The organism is Bacillus cereus group sp. BfR-BA-01523, assembly GCF_022662615.1.
Lineage (GTDB): Bacteria > Bacillota > Bacilli > Bacillales > Bacillaceae_G > Bacillus_A > Bacillus_A mycoides.
In genome coordinates this window covers 522,445-538,326 of sequence record NZ_JAKUDX010000004.1, presented here as the reverse complement: position 1 = coordinate 538,326, position 15,882 = coordinate 522,445, and the positions used below count along the sequence as shown (strand labels likewise).

The following is a 15,882-nucleotide window of genomic DNA, read 5'->3' as shown; positions in this document are numbered from 1 at the left end:
GCTGCGATAAATTTATCAAGATGGGTAAAATAAATGCTTGATAATAGGAGGTAACGATACTGCCTCGTGTGGAGTGTTATACCCCTCGTCCCTTCGGGGTTGCGAGAACACTTTGAAGCACTAACTTGTGTAAATTTGATTGAATTGTATAGATTTAGTTAAGTTTATCGTATCGGTATTCGTTTAATTGAAGCTGACCTATATGAATGTAATTTAGAAAAAGCAGATTTGCGTGAAGCGGATTTAACGGGCGCACAATTAGGTAAGGTGAAACTTAGTGGGGCGGATTTAAGAGGAGCTGTAGTTGATAGAGTTGATTTTAAAGCTTTTGATTTAAAAAACGTGAAATTAGATATAGCGCAGGCGGTTGCAGTTGCGAGATGTTATGGAGCAAAGGTGAATTAAATCATTTGTAACACCGTTCAATATATTGAACGGTGTTACAAATAGTAATGATTTTTAAAAATTGCCTTTTACCGCTTTTATAATATGATGTGTGAAATTGCTAATGTCAGGAGATGCTGAATATGGATAGCATAAAGATTAAACAACTATATGAAGCATTAAGAAAATCTTGGTCAATAGAAACGAGTTCTAAGTGGACGAGCGAAATCCCAGCAAAGGGACAATGTGGTGTAACGGCCCTTATTGTCCAAGAATTGTGCGGGGGAGAGATAATAAAGACGAAGATAGGTGAAGTATGGCATTTCTACAATAAAGTAGATGGGAAAAGGTATGATTTTACTAGGACCCAATTTCATGAAACATTAAACTATATGGACATGAAGTCGAGCCGTGAAGAAGCATTTGCAGATACAAATGAAAAACAATATAGCATTTTGAAGGAAAAGACAACGAAAAAATTAAAATTATCTTTTGACTCTTAATCTTCAATAAGTTACTATAATGGTGGTAACTAATTAAAGGGAACTTCATAGAGTTGAAAGGGGAAATACTTTTGAAAACAACTTATGTAAACGCTACAATTGCAACGATGAATGAACAAAATGAAGTGATAGAAAATGGATATATCATTGTAGAAAATGATCAAATTATAGATGTAAATAGCGGAGAATTCGCTAACGATTTTGAAGTAGATGAAGTAATTGACATGAAAGGAAAGTGGGTTTTACCAGGGCTTGTCAATACACATACACATGTTGTTATGAGCCTTTTGAGAGGTATCGGAGATGATATGTTATTGCAGCCATGGCTTGAGACGAGAATTTGGCCACTTGAAAGTCAGTTTACGCCAGAGCTTGCGGTCGCTAGCACGGAATTAGGATTACTTGAAATGGTGAAAAGTGGTACAACATCATTCTCTGATATGTTTAATCCTATTGGAGTAGACCAAGATGCAATTATGGAAACGGTATCAAGGAGTGGAATGCGTGCTGCTGTTTCAAGAACTTTATTTAGCTTCGGAACGAAAGACGATGAAAAGAAAGCAATTGAAGAAGCTGAGAAATATGTGAAGCGTTACTATAACGAAAGTGGTATGTTAACTACGATGGTTGCACCGCATAGTCCATATACATGTTCCACAGAACTGTTAGAAGAGTGTGCTCGTATTGCAGTAGAAAATCAAACGATGGTTCATATTCATCTTTCTGAAACAGAGCGTGAAGTACGTGATATTGAAGCACAGTATGGGAAGCGTCCAGTAGAATATGCAGCAAGTTGCGGATTGTTTAAACGCCCAACAGTTATTGCGCACGGTGTAGTATTAAATGAAAATGAGCGTGCATTTTTAGCAGAACATGATGTTCGAGTAGCTCATAACCCAAATAGTAATTTAAAACTAGGTTCTGGTATAGCGAATGTAAAAGCGATGCTAGAAGCAGGAATAAAAGTAGGAATTGCAACAGATAGTGTGGCGTCTAACAACAATTTAGATATGTTTGAAGAAATGCGCATTGCAACATTATTACAAAAAGGTATTCATCAAGATGCAACAGCGTTACCAGTTGAAACAGCTCTTACACTTGCGACTAAAGGAGCTGCTGAAGTAATCGGGATGAAACAAACGGGCTCACTTGAGGTTGGAAAGCGTGCTGATTTTATTACGATTGACCCATCTAATAAGCCGCATTTACAACCAGCAGATGAAGTGTTATCACATCTTGTGTATGCAGCTAGTGGAAAAGATATAAGCGATGTAATTATTAATGGTAAACGTGTCGTTTGGAATGGTGAATGTAAAACATTAGATGAAGAGCGTATTATATTTGAAGCAAGTCGTTATAAACGAGGTTTACAAAGATAGGTAATTATATATCAGTTGAGAAAGCTATCCTTTTTTAAAAGGATAGCTTTTTTCTTGAACGAATAAATATTCAAAAGAATGTCGCATCTTTCTGTTAGTATTTCTGCTATAATATATAACGCTTTATAATATTTTATACTTAAGGAGAACAACTCATGAAGCGAAAAAAGAGCCATTTAATGGTAATGGCACTTGTTACATCTTTATTATTAACAGCTTGTAATAATAAAGCGAATAAAAGTGAAACAGAGGCAAAAAAACAAGTATTAAATGTAACAGTATCAGAAGAAATTCCTTCTCTTGATACTACAAAAACGATGGATGGTACGTCAGCACACGTAATGCAAAACATATTTGAAGGATTGTATGTATTAGATGATCAAGATCAGCCTATTCCAGCAGTAGCAAAATCGTTTAAAAGAAGTGAAGATGGTAAAAAATATACATTTGATTTGCGTAAAGATGCAAAATGGTCAAATGGAGACAGTGTGACAGCAAATGATTTTATGTTTGCGTGGAGACGGGCGGTAAGTCATGAAACAGCGTCTCAATATGCGTATATGCTCTTTTACGTGAAAAATGCGAAAGAGATAAATAAGGGAACAAAGCCTCTTGATGAACTTGGGGTTAAAGTTATAAATGATTATAAGTTAGAAGTGGAACTAGAACAGCCAATTCCGTATTTTTTACAGTTGTTAGCACTACCTATTTACTTACCACAGCACGAATCATTTTTAAAAGAACAAGGAAAGAATTATGCATTGGAACCTAGTAATCTCATATATAACGGTCCATTTGTATTAGAGAAGTGGAAGCATGAACAAGAATTTCAATTAAAGAAAAATGATACATATTGGGATAAAAAGAAAGTGAAATTAGAAGAAATAAACTTTCAAATTGTGAAGGATACAATGACAGCAGTAAATTTATATGAAGCTGGCGATTTGGATCGAGTACCAATTAATTCTCAATTTGTAGACAAGTATAAAGGGAATAAGCAATTGCATATGTCGAGCGATCCTGGAATTGCAATGCTCCGTTTTAATGAAAAAAATAATGCGTTAGCAAATAAAAAAGTGCGTCAGTCTATCTCATTAGCGTTAAATAAAGAAGATTTTGTAGCTCACTTTATTAATAACGGGGCAAAACCTGCAAGTGGACTTGTACCAGTTGGTCATATAAATGAAGCGACTGGCAAAGATTTTAGAAAAGAAAACGGAGATATTTCTCCATACGACTTACAAAAAGCGAAAAAGATTTGGGAAGAAGCGAAAAAAGAACTTGGAGTAGAACAAATAAAACTCGAGTTTTTAACGTTTGAACAAGATAACGCAAAACGTATGGCGGAATATATAAAAGGTGACTTAGAGAAGAATTTGCAAGGACTCACGATACAAATTAAACAACAGCCATTTAAGCAAAAGTTACAATTAGAACAAACAGGTGAGTACGATATATCTATGGTAAATTGGGGACCAGATTATAAAGATCCAATTAGTTATTTAGAGCTATTTACGACAAGTAATCCAAATAATAAAATGAATTATTCTAATCCTCATTACGATGAGCTAATAAAAAAAGCTAAAAATGATCTTATACTAGATCAAAAGAAAAGATGGGAAGCGTTGCGAGGAGCTGAGCAGGTCATATTAGAGGATGCTGCGGTAGCACCGCTTTATCATATTGGTTCCGCTTATGTACAAAAGGATTATGTAAAAGGAATTGAAAAGCATCAATTTGGTGGCGTTTATACTTATAGGAATACTTATATCGATAATAAGTAAAACTATTAATCAAAAAAGAAACCTTACTTTTAAAAGTGAGGTTTCTTTTTTTGGAATTATATCTATTAAACCGATTTTAATAAAGAATAAAAATTCGTATCATATGGGATATCATCTTGATACATATAGTTTTTTAGAATCCCTTCTTTTTCAAATCCTAATTTTAATAGCACTTTATTTGAAGCTTCGTTTTCAAGAAATACAATTGCCCCGATACGTTTTAAATGAAGCGAATGGAAGCCATAAGATATAATTTCAGAAACTGCTTCAGTCGCATATCCATTTCCCCAGTGTTCAGGGAAAAAGGCATAACTTATATTTGCTCGTTTATGTTCGGAAGACCAATCATGAAAACCAATTGTTCCAATGAGACCTTTCTTGTCTTTTAATTCGATTCCCCATTTAATGCCGCTTCTTGCGTTGTAACCCAACTTAAAATTATTAAGGATTTGTTTTACTTGATCCAAATTTTGCAATGGTTTTTGGCCATAATGGCGCAGGACATCAGTATTAGAAAAGCATTGTAGTATACTCGGTGCATCTTCTTCGGTAAGTTCTCGTAAAATGAGTCGGTTGGTTTTTAATATAGGAAACATATTTTCACTCCATTTCTTCTGAAACTAGAATGTGTTGTTATTATATAATCTAATCTGAAAATAAAGATTATTCAAGGGGGAAGGATGATTTTGAATCTATGGCTGTTAATCATATTGATTTACGACTAGATGAATCGGGGGTATTTTTGTTTCTTGCCCAAGTCGGTAACTCAGGAAGTTCAAGTGAACCACATTTACATATCCATCATCAAAGGCAGGATCCATCCAAGGTGAGTATGTTTTTCACGGAAGGCTTGCCACTTTATTTTCGAACTGAAAAAGGTGCGATAATGCCAGAAAGAGGGACATACATAAGTGGTAAGTAGAAGGAAATCATTTCATACAAAAAGGGTATTCCAAATCAAATTTGGAATACCCTTTTTTATTAACCTACAAATGTTTGATACAGTAAGAAAATATTTAAAACGATAATAAGTGCAGCGATTAACCACGCGATAAATGTTGTAATGCGATGGTTGACGAGTGCGCCCATAATCTTCTTATTACTTGTAAACATAATAAGTGGTACTAATGCAAAGGCAATACCGAAAGATAAGACAACTTGACTCATAACGAGAGCGTAAGTTGGATTTACACCTAAAGCGATAATAACGAGAGGCGGAATCATTGTTATAAATCGGCGTAAGTATAACGGAATATGCATTCGAATGAATCCTTGCATAATAATATCACCAGACATCGTACCAACAGAAGAACTAGATAAACCTGCTGATAAAAGTCCAATTCCAAATAATGCAGCCGATACAGGACCGACTAAATTACTGAACTGGTTAAAAGCAACATCAAGGTCTTCAACGTGCAAGCCGTTTTTAAAGAATAGTGCAGCTGCTACAATTAACATACTTGCATTAATTGCTCCAGCGATAACCATTGCAATAATAATATCGATGAATTCGAAGCGGAAAATCTTTTTCTTTTGTTCATCATTTGTTCCGACTACACGGCGCTGCGTTAAGGCCGAATGTAAATATATCGCGTGCGGCATTACTGTCGCACCTAAAATTCCAGCTGCTAAAAGGATGCTATCTACACCTTGGAATTTTGGAGTGAAAAGTCCTGAGAGTAGAGGGCTTAATTCCGGTTTTGCGTAAAAGACCTGGATACCAAAAGCGATAACAACGATAAAAATCATACCTGTTATGATAGCTTCTAATGGACGAAAGCCTCTGCGTTGAAATTCAAGAATAATAAATGATCCAACTGCTGTAATTAAAGCAGCTGGTAACATCGGAATTCCAAATAGTAAGTATAAGCCAAGTGCTGCCCCGATAAATTCAGCTAAATCTGTAGCCATAATAACGAGTTCCCCTTGTATCCATAAACCGATGGAAACTGGTTTGGGGAAGTTTTCGCGAGCTACTTCAGGAAGATTTCTCCCAGTAGCGATTCCTAATTTAGCTGATAAAGTTTGAATTAATACAGCCATTAAATTAGAAGCGAGTATTACCCAAAGCAATAAATACCCATATTGTGATCCAGCTGCGATATTTGTAGCGAAGTTCCCAGGATCAATATAAGCAACTGATGCGATAAAAGCAGGTCCTAAGAATGGTAACAGTCTTTTAAAGCCTTTTGTTTGTCCACTTAACGCTAAATGGGCTGATTGAACTGTTGTACTTTGAGAAGGGACTTGTTTATCTTTTGTTATATCTTTATTCATAGTAGTATTCCCCTTTGAAATCTTAACTTGATTAAAGTTTCACTTTATTCTTACTCATTATTTCAATACGTTTAGATATATGATGTGGCAATTTCATTTGAACATAAAAGTTTCCTTAATGCAAATTATATGACTGTGTGCAATGAATGGTGTGACGATGCAAAAATATTTTGGGAGTTTATGGTTGATGAATAAGGGAGAAGATAATAAATTATAGGGCTGTTTTTGAAATTTATGTGAACATACAGCCTATATTACATCATATTAATTGATGGAAATGAAATTGTATGATATATAATATATTGGGATTACAACCTAACCGTAGTGTTTTGTTCTGTAATCTTGTTTTTATTTCTGTTAACTTATAGAAAAAATTGTAAATAGAAGAAAATAGGCTAAGTACAATTTAGTATGTATTTTCTTATTATATATGTTTTGATATGAACGTTAACTTATACATGATTTTAAAATTTAGATAGGTGGTAGAAATACATTGGCAACTACAAAACCATATAGAGTATTACTGTATTACATGTACACAACAATTGAAAACCCAGAAGAATTTGCTGAACAGCATTTAGAATTTTGTAAATCACTTGAGTTAAAAGGAAGAATTCTTGTAGCGACAGAAGGAATTAACGGAACTTGTTCTGGAACTGTTGAACAAACAAAAAAATACGTGGAAGCGATGAATAATGATCCACGTTTTGCTGGAATCGTATTTAAAATTGATGAGGCAGATGAACATGCATTCAAGAAAATGCACGTACGTCCTCGTTCAGAGTTAGTTACACTTCGTCTAGAAGACGACATTAACCCGAAAGAAATTACTGGGAAGTATTTAGAACCAAAAGATTTTTATGAGGCAATGAAACAAGAAGATACAGTTATTATTGATGCACGAAATGATTATGAATTTGATTTAGGACACTTCAAAGGTGCGATTAAACCAGATATTGAATCATTCCGTGAATTACCAGATTGGATTAGAGAAAATAAAGAAACACTTGAGGGTAAAAAGATTTTAACGTACTGTACAGGTGGAATTCGTTGTGAGAAATTCTCAGGTTGGTTAGTTCGTGAAGGTTATGAAGATGTAAGCCAGCTTCATGGCGGAATTGTAACGTACGGAAAAGATCCAGAAGTACAAGGTGAACTTTGGGATGGTCAATGTTACGTATTTGATGAGCGTATCGCTGTACCAGTAAACCAAAAAGAACATGTTATCGTTGGTAAAGATCACTTTACAGGTGAACCTTGTGAGCGCTATGTAAACTGTGCAAACCCTGAATGTAACAAGAAAATTTTATGCTCTGAAGAAAGTGAAGCAAAACATTTACGTGCATGTTCTCATGAATGTCGTGTACACCCACGTAACCGTTACATCGTGCAACACGAATTAACAGAAGAGCAAGTAGCTGCTACATTAGAAAAAATCGAAGCAGGTAAGTAAGCATAATAGAAAACAGATGGTAGCATCGTGCTGCCATCTGTTTTTTAGTTACTTTGTACTATCCTTCTCTTTCACAGCAGATAATACAGTTTGTTTTACCCATGCTTTTCTTCGTTTATGTTGTACACTCCATTGGTATAAACTTTGTATACCTAAAATAAGTGAAATGACTATGCCACTAATCGCTATTAATAGAGCAAAAAATTCAAAAGGCGATGATATTTTGTTTGAATCGGTGTTTCTTAAAAGGTCAATCATAGTAAACCCTAACATTTGGCCTACAACAGAATAGAGCGTTAAAATTAATAATAAGAGGCTATCTTTTTTTGAAGCAACATTTTCTTGATATTTAAATAAACTATCGAGATTTTGTTTCGCGTTCGTGTACAGTACTTCAATGTTAAAAAGTTTTCTTAGACGAAAGAAAATATCTTCACTTTGTGATTGGGATACTAATTCTAAAGAAAAATAATTAGCTGTAAACGAATTTATTGAATAAATTAATTTCTCTATCTCATTTGTATCTTGTTCAATATTTAGTTCAGCATAAGCGTTTGCCATCTTTAATAAAACAACTTTATGAAATAAATTTAATAATAAAGCGTAATAAAACTCCCCGTACATTTGACTAGCAAGTTTAGTGACTGCTTGTTCACCTTCATTTGTAATACATGTGAAAATATGTTCTTCCATAATAAAGTAACGGTTAGGAGCCCATCTTTGATAAGAATGTTTTGTTAAATAATCGTGAATATAAGGAACATTATTTGCACTAATATATGGCTTACCATCATCTGATAATCCGGAAAGACTGGAAGTTCGATATACATCGATTATATGAAGGTCTGACTCTTTGTTTATGGATAATAGAGTTTGTACATACATTCGCTGGTCTTCAAAGAAAGGGAATGTTTGAAAATAAGAACTCCGCAATCTCTTGTTCTCGAAGAAGTCTGTTAAACCATGAAATAAATCACCGAATATAAGTTTTTCTACTTGTGAATATTTTTTTCCATCACATTCAATACAAATAGTCTCAGTCGTATCACTTTTAGTTTCAAGTACACGGAAGCGAGCCGCGAATTCAATTGCTTCTGATAATGTCATGTTAGGAGCGGTTTTTATTTCTGTCCGAATTGTTAAGAACCCAAGCTCATAAGGACAAAGTGTTACATCAATAGAATGTATCTTGAATGGAACGGAAATAAGGTTAGTTGTTAAATGTCCATTTAAATTAAGGTCTTTAGAATAGCGCTGTAATCCTTTTTGATGTTCTGAATGAGGAAAGAGAATTTTATTTGTAAAGGAAAGATAGTATGCTTCCATATTTTGATGTGAAACTTGAAATTTCCCGTAATATGTATTTTCATCTTCAAGATGATCGAGTCGAAAAGGTCGAAAATCATTTTTTTGTAAGAAAGGGAACATATTTTGTTCATATCCAGTTTTAAACGAAAACGGGAATATAAATTGAAATATAGCTGTTGTTACATCTTTTTCCTCGATTGTTTGTATTGCCTCCATTTACATTGTTTCCTTTCCGTATAAGCTATAGAAACAACATGCCCAATTTTTCTTGAAAATAACCTCTCTTGTTCATTAAATTAAGAATGAAAATTCAGCTTATTTAACAAGGGACATGTATAATGTTATGTATACTAAAATTAGTATAATTGTGTTAGAAAAAGGGGGATGTTGTATGCGTATTTTAGTATTAGGAGCTGGGGGCGTTGGCGGATTTTTCGGTGGCCGATTAGTAGAAAAGGGAGAAGATGTTACATTTCTCGTTCGCAGCAAAAGAAAACAGCAATTAGAAGAAAAAGGCCTTGTTATTCGTAGTGTTAATGGAGATTTTTCATTTCAACCGAAATTGGTAACGAAAGAAGATAGAACGACTCCATTTGATGTGATTTTATTTTCAACAAAAGCGTATCATTTACACGAGGCGACCATAGATTTAAAGCCGTTTGTAGGTAAAAATACTGTAATAATCCCATTGTTAAATGGTATCGCTCATTTATCACTATTACAAAAGGAATTCGGTGAAGAAAAAGTAATTGGCGGTCTATGCTTTATAGAGACGACATTAAACGATCAGGGAGAAATTGTACAAACGAGTGCTGCCAACAGACTTGTATTTGGAGAAATTAAGTCTCAAGATTCAGAGAGAATCAATCATATTTCCAAAGCATTTGCAGGTACGAAATCTAGTTTTGTTTTAAGTGAAAATATTACGCAAGATATGTGGCATAAATATTTATTTATTACTGTAATGTCAGGTGTGACAACATTAATGCGTGCACCAATAGGACCGATTCGCGAAAGCGAAGGTGGACGCGATTTTATCCAAAACTTATTTGAAGAATCTGTGCAAATCATGAGGGCATTAGGAGCTCCGGTAAAGGAAAACATTGCCCAGGAACATATGAAAACAATTGATAAAATTTCGTATGATATGAAGTCATCGATGCAGCGTGATATGGAAAAAGGTTCGTCCATTGAAGCGAAGCACTTACAAGGATATTTACTGGATTTAGCAGAGCAATTTTCTAAAGAAGCACCATTATTAGGAGCAGTATATCAAAATTTAAAAGTGTATGAAAAAATGGTCTTTAACAAATCTGCAATAGAATTGGATGTATGAAAAAATAAAAAAGAAAGCAATATATACATGTATTGCTTTCTTTTTTATGACAAATTATTTATTTCTTTTAACTCTTTCTGTCAAGTTTATTTCTTGTTCGCGTTTCCCATACAACTGATTAATTTCATTTGCTAATGCATCTAAATAGGAATCGGAAAAAATAGGCTTCTTTTCTTTAGACATACGGGTCTCCTTTGTGGATTTTTAGTATTCATTATGTATATTTTTCGGTGGATTATGCGCAATCGTTTTAATTTTTTTCTTTTTTAAAATTTTTGTTTACTTTTTGAAAATAAAGGAGTATTATAATCCACAGTTTCAATTTTCTAAATCGCTGAAGCCGCATGGTGCGGGGGACCCGTTCTTATGGATTAGTACATAATCCAATGGGGTGAATCCTTGAAAAAGGTAGGGCTACTCATAGGCCCGAATCCGACAGCTAACCTCGTAAGCGTTATATTGAGAAGGAAGGTGGAGCTTGTGCGACAAAAAAAATAATGTCTACAAGTCTATTTCATTATGGCTTGTAGACATTTTTTGTTTTCTGAAGAAATAGTTTATCCGCTGTAATTAGCAGAAAAATTCGTGCAAAATTATTGGAGAGTGGACAGCGTTGGTTTCATCTATCAAAAGGTTTTTAATTGGAAGGCCGTTAAAATCAACTGAGTTAGGAGAGCAAAAGCTTAATAAAACGAAGGCGCTAGCAATTTTATCTTCTGACGCATTGTCATCGGTTGCATATGGACCAGAGCAAATTTTAATTGCTTTAGCAGGTCTTGGAGCAGTAGCTTATTGGTATTCCATTCCGATTGCTATTGGGGTATTAGTATTATTGACAGCTCTTATTTTATCTTATCGACAAATTATTTTTGCTTACCCTCATGGCGGCGGAGCATATGTTGTATCAAAAGAGAATTTAGGGATGAATCCAGGCTTAATAGCAGGAGGATCTTTATTAGTTGATTACATTTTAACGGTTGCAGTAAGTGTATCTGCGGGTACAGATGCGCTCACATCTGCTTTTCCTAGCTTACATGCACATAATGTAATCATTGCGATTATATTTGTCATATTGATTACCATCTTAAATTTAAGAGGCGTAACGGAATCAGCTTCCGTTTTAGCATATCCGGTTTATTTATTCGTTGTAGCATTATTTATATTAATTGGTGTAGGAATATATAATATTTTGACTGGTCACGTTTCACCTACGCTGCATTCGCCAATTGGAACACCAGTTGCGGGAATTAGTTTGTTCTTACTGTTACGAGCATTTGCTTCAGGAAGCTCTGCTTTAACGGGTGTTGAGGCGATATCTAACGCAATTCCAAACTTTAAAGATCCTGCACCTAACAATGCAGCGAAAACATTGCTTGCAATGGGTGCATTACTTGCAGTTTTATTTTCTGGAATTGTCTTTTTAGCTTATTATTACGGAATTAATCCAAGTAAGGAAGTAACAGTCGTTTCACAAATTGCTGAACAAACTTTTGGACGTAATTTCATGTACTATTTCATACAAGGTACAACAGCTTTAATATTAATTCTTGCGGCTAACACAGGTTATTCTGCATTTCCACTATTAGCGGTTAATCTTGCAAAAGATAAGTTCATACCGAGAATGTTTACGATTAGAGGAGACCGCCTAGGTTATTCAAACGGTATTATTATACTTGGGATTTCTTCGATTATTTTAATTGTAGCTTTTCAGGGGAAAACAGAACACTTGATTCCGCTATATGCAGTAGGGGTATTTATTCCGTTTACACTTTCTCAAACTGGAATGGTACTAAAATGGCTTCGTGAAAAGCCTGAAGGATGGGCTTTAAGATTAACGGTTAATTTAATTGGTGCAGTCATTAGTTTTATCGTTATGAGCATGTTCTTTTTAACTAAGTTCGCACAAGTTTGGTCAATCCTTATTTTCTTACCTTTCATTATCTTCTTGTTCCATCGAATTAAGAAGCATTATGATGCAGTGGGCGATCAATTAAGTTTAAAAACTTGTGAACCACTTGTTCCGATTGAAGGGAATGTAATTGTCGTTCCTGTAGCAGGTATGACTCATGTAGTAGAAAATTCACTGAACTATGCTAAGGCTCTTTCTGCAGATCAAGTTATCGCTGTATATGTTGCTTTTGACAGAGAAGAGGAAAAGAAATTTGAAGAGAAATGGGAGAAGTGGCAACCTGAAGTAAGGCTTGTTACATTACATTCTCATTATAGAAGCATTATTCAGCCGCTTACAAAATTTATTGACACAGTGCAATATAAAGCGAGTGAATCAAATTACCGAGTTACGGTCGTTATACCACAGTTTATTCCGAAAAAAGGTTGGCATAACATTCTTCATAATCAGTCTAGTTTACTCATTCGTGCGTATTTACTCTATAAAAGAAATGTTGTTATTACGACAGTTCCATATCATTTGAAAAAGTAATAAGATTTTTTAAGGATAGCTTCACGAAAGTGAAGCTATCCTTTTTGTGTATATGCTATGCATAATTGCATATAGGCCTTAAAGTTATATCGATATAATATAATCACTTATGAGTAAACAGTGTTTTTTGTTGTGATATATGGATATTTTAATGGAGGAAGTTAAGTGGATTTTATTTTGGAATAAGGACATGAGGTCTTGAAAATAAAGGGAATTAAAATACTTCTTTACGATAGATGAATAGCTGTGTTTAAATGACCTTACAGTACAAAATTTTAATAAAAACAAAATGGAATTTCATACTTTCATACGTTAATTAGTTTAAAATGAATAATATTTTCATGTAATATATTCACTGTGTGAATGTGGAAATCGCAATAAAATAGAAAATTTATACAGTTTTATTCATACTAAGCACATATGAAAAGTTATGAAGTGTTTTATAACAATAAGTAAGTACTGTAGAAATAAAGTTTGAGAGAGGTGGTTCGTACATGACTCACGGTGAGAACGTTCTCTATTTTTAACCATCTCAAATCATTTGCAAGAAAATAGAATAATAAAATGCGATAGTAATAGTTGCTAATACATAGGAGGAGTTAAAGTGAAAAAGACTTTAATTACAGGGTTATTGGTTACAGCAGTATCTACGAGTTGCTTCGTTCCTGTAAGCGCTTACGCTAAGGAGGGGCAAACAGAAGTGAAAACAGTATATGCGCAAAATGTAATTGCTCCAAATACATTATCCAATTCAATTAGAATGTTAGGGTCACAGTCACCACTTATACAAGCATACGGATTAGTTATTTTGCAACAGCCAGACATTAAGGTAAACGCTATGAGTAGTTTAACGAATCATCAAAAATTTGCAAAAACGAATGTACGAGAGTGGATTGATGAATATAATCCGAAGCTAATCGACTTAAATCAAGAAATGATGAGATACAGCACAAGATTTAATAGTTATTATAGTAAGCTCTATGAACTAGCAGGAAAAGTAAATGAAGATGAACAGGAAAAAGCAGATTTTACAAACGCATATGGAAAATTACAATTGCAAGTCCAAAGCATTCAAGAGAGTATGGAGCAAGATTTATTAGAGTTAAATCGATTTAAAACGGTATTAGACAAAGATAGTAACAACTTATCAATTAAAGCTGATGAGGCAATAAAAACACTTCAAGGATCAAGTGGAGATATTGTGAAATTAAGAGAAGATATTAAAAGAATTCAAGGGGAAATTCAAGCTGAATTAACTACTATTTTGAATAGACCGCAAGAAATTATTAAAGGTTCTATTAATATCGGTAAACAAGTATTTACAATCACAAATCAAACTGCACAAACGAAAACAATCGACTTTGTTTCTATCGGTACGTTAAGTAATGAAATTGTAAATGCTGCAGATAGTCAAACGAGGGAAGCAGCTCTTCGTATTCAACAAAAGCAAAAAGAGTTATTACCGCTTATTCAGAAGTTATCACAAACTGAATTAGAGGCGACTCAAATTACATTTGTTGAAGATCAAGTAAGTAGCTTTACAGAACTAATTGATCGCCAAATTACAACTTTAGAAACGTTATTAACGGATTGGAAAGTTTTAAATAATAATATGATCCAAATTCAAACAAATATTGAAGAAGGTACGTATACAGACAGTATTTTACTTCAAAAACATTTCAATCAACTTAAAAAAGTAAGTGATGAAATGAATAAGCAAACAAATCAATTTGAAGATTACGTTACAAACGTTGAAGTACATTAAACAGAAAAATAATTAGCGATATAGGGAGAGAAGAAAAATGACAAAAAAACCTTATAAAGTAATGGCTCTATCAGCACTTATGGCAGTATTTGCAGCAGGGAATATTATGCCGGCCCATACGTATGCAGCTGAAAGTACAGTGAAACAAGCTCCAATTCATGCAGTAGCAAAAGCTTATAATGACTACGAAGAATATTCATTAGGACCAGAAGGCCTGAAAGATGCAATGGAAAGAACAGGTTCAAACGCTTTAGTAATGGATCTGTACGCTTTAACAATTATTAAACAAGGTAATGTTAACTTTGGTAATGTATCGTCAGTTGATGCAGCTTTAAAAGGTAAAGTGATTCAGCATCAAGATACAGCTAGAGGGAATGCACAACAATGGCTAGATGTATTGAAGCCACAGCTTATTTCAACAAATCAAAATATCATTAATTACAATACGAAATTCCAAAACTATTATGATACTTTAGTTGCTGCGGTTGATGCAAAGGATAAAGCAACTCTTACGAAAGGTCTAACTAGATTATCAAGTAGTATTACTGAAAATAAAGCGCAAGTAGATAAGTTAGTAGAAGACTTAAAGAAATTCCGAAATAAAATGACGTCGGATACTCAAAATTTCAAGGGAGATGCAAATCAAATTACATCTATCTTGGCTAGTCAAGATGCTGGAATTCCGCTTCTGCAAAATCAAATTACAACGTATAATGAAGCAATTAGTAAATATAATGCAATTATTATCGGTTCATCTGTTGCGACAGCTTTAGGCCCAATTGCAATTATCGGTGGTGCAGTAGTTATTGCTACTGGTGCAGGAACGCCGCTAGGAATCGCATTAATTGCAGGTGGTACAGCAGCTGTAGGTGGTGGAACAGCTGGAATCGTATTAGCGAAGAAAGAGCTTGATAATGCACAAGCAGAAATTCAAAAGATAACAGGACAAGTTACAACTGCCCAATTAGAAGTGGCAGGACTAACGAACATTAAAACACAAACTGAGTATTTAACAAATACGATTGATACTGCAATTACAGCGTTGCAAAATATTTCAAACCAATGGTATACAATGGGATCGAAATATAATTCATTACTTCAAAATGTAGACTCTATTAGTCCAAACGACCTTGTTTTCATTAAAGAAGATTTAAACATTGCGAAAGATAGCTGGAAAAACATTAAAGACTATGCAGAAAAGATTTATGCTGAAGATATTAAAGTAGTAGATACGAAAAAAGCTTAATCAAATA

Annotated in this window: 12 protein-coding genes, 2 pseudogenes and 1 riboswitch; of the genes and pseudogenes, 10 read left to right on the top strand and 4 right to left on the bottom strand. The window is 34.1% G+C overall.

The features are described 5' to 3' along the window. Nucleotides 1-174: 174 nt before the first annotated feature. The 4 genes and pseudogenes from MR066_RS14665 to MR066_RS14650 form a co-directional block, all read left to right on the top strand. Nucleotides 175-405 (top strand): annotated as a pseudogene (locus MR066_RS14665) (pentapeptide repeat-containing protein); the annotation flags it as partial. Nucleotides 406-527: 122 nt separating this feature from the next. Further along, complete coding sequence (locus tag MR066_RS14660; RefSeq protein ID WP_242247559.1) at nt 528-887, top strand: YunG family protein; 360 nt, start codon at nt 528-530, stop codon at nt 885-887. A gap of 53 nt (nt 888-940) precedes the next feature. Then, the gene (locus tag MR066_RS14655; RefSeq protein ID WP_016104513.1) at nt 941-2,266 is read left to right on the top strand and encodes a bifunctional S-methyl-5'-thioadenosine deaminase/S-adenosylhomocysteine deaminase; all 1,326 of its coding nucleotides are present in this window, start codon (nt 941-943) and stop codon (nt 2,264-2,266) included. Nucleotides 2,267-2,421: 155 nt separating this feature from the next. Continuing rightward, on the top strand, nt 2,422-4,050 hold the full coding sequence (locus MR066_RS14650; protein WP_242247558.1) for a peptide ABC transporter substrate-binding protein: 1,629 nt from the start codon (nt 2,422-2,424) through the stop codon (nt 4,048-4,050). A 65-nt stretch (nt 4,051-4,115) separates the two neighbouring features. Here MR066_RS14650 and MR066_RS14645 read toward each other — a convergent pair whose 3' ends face one another. After that, entirely contained in the window at nt 4,116-4,646 is a 531-nt protein-coding gene (locus MR066_RS14645) for a GNAT family N-acetyltransferase (protein ID WP_242247557.1), read from the bottom strand. Between the two features lie 53 nt (nt 4,647-4,699). On the opposite strand from MR066_RS14645, the pseudogene MR066_RS14640 reads away from it, so the two are divergent. Beyond that, nucleotides 4,700-4,972, top strand: a pseudogene (locus MR066_RS14640) (M23 family peptidase); the annotation flags it as partial. 59 nt (nt 4,973-5,031) lie between these two features. Here the strand turns inward: MR066_RS14640 and MR066_RS14635 are convergent. Then, complete coding sequence (locus tag MR066_RS14635) at nt 5,032-6,327, bottom strand: Nramp family divalent metal transporter (RefSeq protein ID WP_242247556.1); 1,296 nt, start codon at nt 6,325-6,327, stop codon at nt 5,032-5,034. 493 nt (nt 6,328-6,820) lie between these two features. Between MR066_RS14635 and trhO the strand changes: the two genes are divergently transcribed. Next, the gene (gene trhO, locus MR066_RS14630) at nt 6,821-7,780 is read left to right on the top strand and encodes an oxygen-dependent tRNA uridine(34) hydroxylase TrhO (RefSeq protein WP_242247555.1); all 960 of its coding nucleotides are present in this window, start codon (nt 6,821-6,823) and stop codon (nt 7,778-7,780) included. A gap of 48 nt (nt 7,781-7,828) precedes the next feature. Here trhO and MR066_RS14625 read toward each other — a convergent pair whose 3' ends face one another. Then, nucleotides 7,829-9,304: a hypothetical protein gene (locus MR066_RS14625; protein ID WP_016103142.1), complete on the bottom strand. Its 1,476-nt coding sequence runs from the start codon at nt 9,302-9,304 to the stop codon at nt 7,829-7,831. Between the two features lie 175 nt (nt 9,305-9,479). Between MR066_RS14625 and panE the strand changes: the two genes are divergently transcribed. Continuing rightward, nucleotides 9,480-10,424, top strand: a complete 945-nt coding sequence (gene panE / locus MR066_RS14620; protein ID WP_242247554.1) for a 2-dehydropantoate 2-reductase — start codon at nt 9,480-9,482, stop codon at nt 10,422-10,424. A 54-nt stretch (nt 10,425-10,478) separates the two neighbouring features. Here the strand turns inward: panE and MR066_RS27205 are convergent, their stop codons facing one another. Then, nucleotides 10,479-10,607 carry a hypothetical protein gene (locus tag MR066_RS27205; RefSeq protein ID WP_000031870.1) on the bottom strand — a complete coding sequence of 43 codons (129 nt, stop codon included), beginning with the start codon at nt 10,605-10,607 and terminating at the stop codon, nt 10,479-10,481. Nucleotides 10,608-10,746: 139 nt separating this feature from the next. Further along, nucleotides 10,747-10,893, top strand: a riboswitch (cyclic di-AMP (ydaO/yuaA leader). 144 nt (nt 10,894-11,037) lie between these two features. Here MR066_RS27205 and MR066_RS14615 point away from each other — a divergent pair. From MR066_RS14615 to nheB, 3 genes are all read left to right on the top strand, one after another. After that, a complete protein-coding gene (locus tag MR066_RS14615) occupies nt 11,038-12,864 on the top strand; it encodes an APC family permease (protein WP_016103145.1) in 1,827 nt (608 codons plus the stop codon). Nucleotides 12,865-13,468: 604 nt separating this feature from the next. Continuing rightward, on the top strand, nt 13,469-14,629 hold the full coding sequence (gene nheA / locus MR066_RS14610) for a non-hemolytic enterotoxin NHE subunit A (protein WP_242247553.1): 1,161 nt from the start codon (nt 13,469-13,471) through the stop codon (nt 14,627-14,629). A 37-nt stretch (nt 14,630-14,666) separates the two neighbouring features. Then, nucleotides 14,667-15,875, top strand: a complete 1,209-nt coding sequence (nheB, locus tag MR066_RS14605; RefSeq protein WP_242247552.1) for a non-hemolytic enterotoxin NHE subunit B — start codon at nt 14,667-14,669, stop codon at nt 15,873-15,875. The last annotated feature ends 7 nt before the right edge of the window (nt 15,876-15,882 follow it).

Bases quoted from the DNA above. Each gene is read 5' to 3' on its own strand.
- MR066_RS14645 (WP_242247557.1), bottom strand. From the start codon at position 4,646: ATGTTTCCTATATTAAAAACCAACCGACTCATTTTACGAGAACTTACC.
- MR066_RS14635 (WP_242247556.1), bottom strand. From the start codon at position 6,327: ATGAATAAAGATATAACAAAAGATAAACAAGTCCCTTCTCAAAGTACA.
- panE (WP_242247554.1), top strand. From the start codon at position 9,480: ATGCGTATTTTAGTATTAGGAGCTGGGGGCGTTGGCGGATTTTTCGGT.
- MR066_RS14625 (WP_016103142.1), bottom strand. From the start codon at position 9,304: ATGGAGGCAATACAAACAATCGAGGAAAAAGATGTAACAACAGCTATA.
- MR066_RS14660 (WP_242247559.1), top strand. From the start codon at position 528: ATGGATAGCATAAAGATTAAACAACTATATGAAGCATTAAGAAAATCT.
- MR066_RS14650 (WP_242247558.1), top strand. From the start codon at position 2,422: ATGAAGCGAAAAAAGAGCCATTTAATGGTAATGGCACTTGTTACATCT.
- nheB (WP_242247552.1), top strand. From the start codon at position 14,667: ATGACAAAAAAACCTTATAAAGTAATGGCTCTATCAGCACTTATGGCA.
- MR066_RS27205 (WP_000031870.1), bottom strand. From the start codon at position 10,607: ATGTCTAAAGAAAAGAAGCCTATTTTTTCCGATTCCTATTTAGATGCA.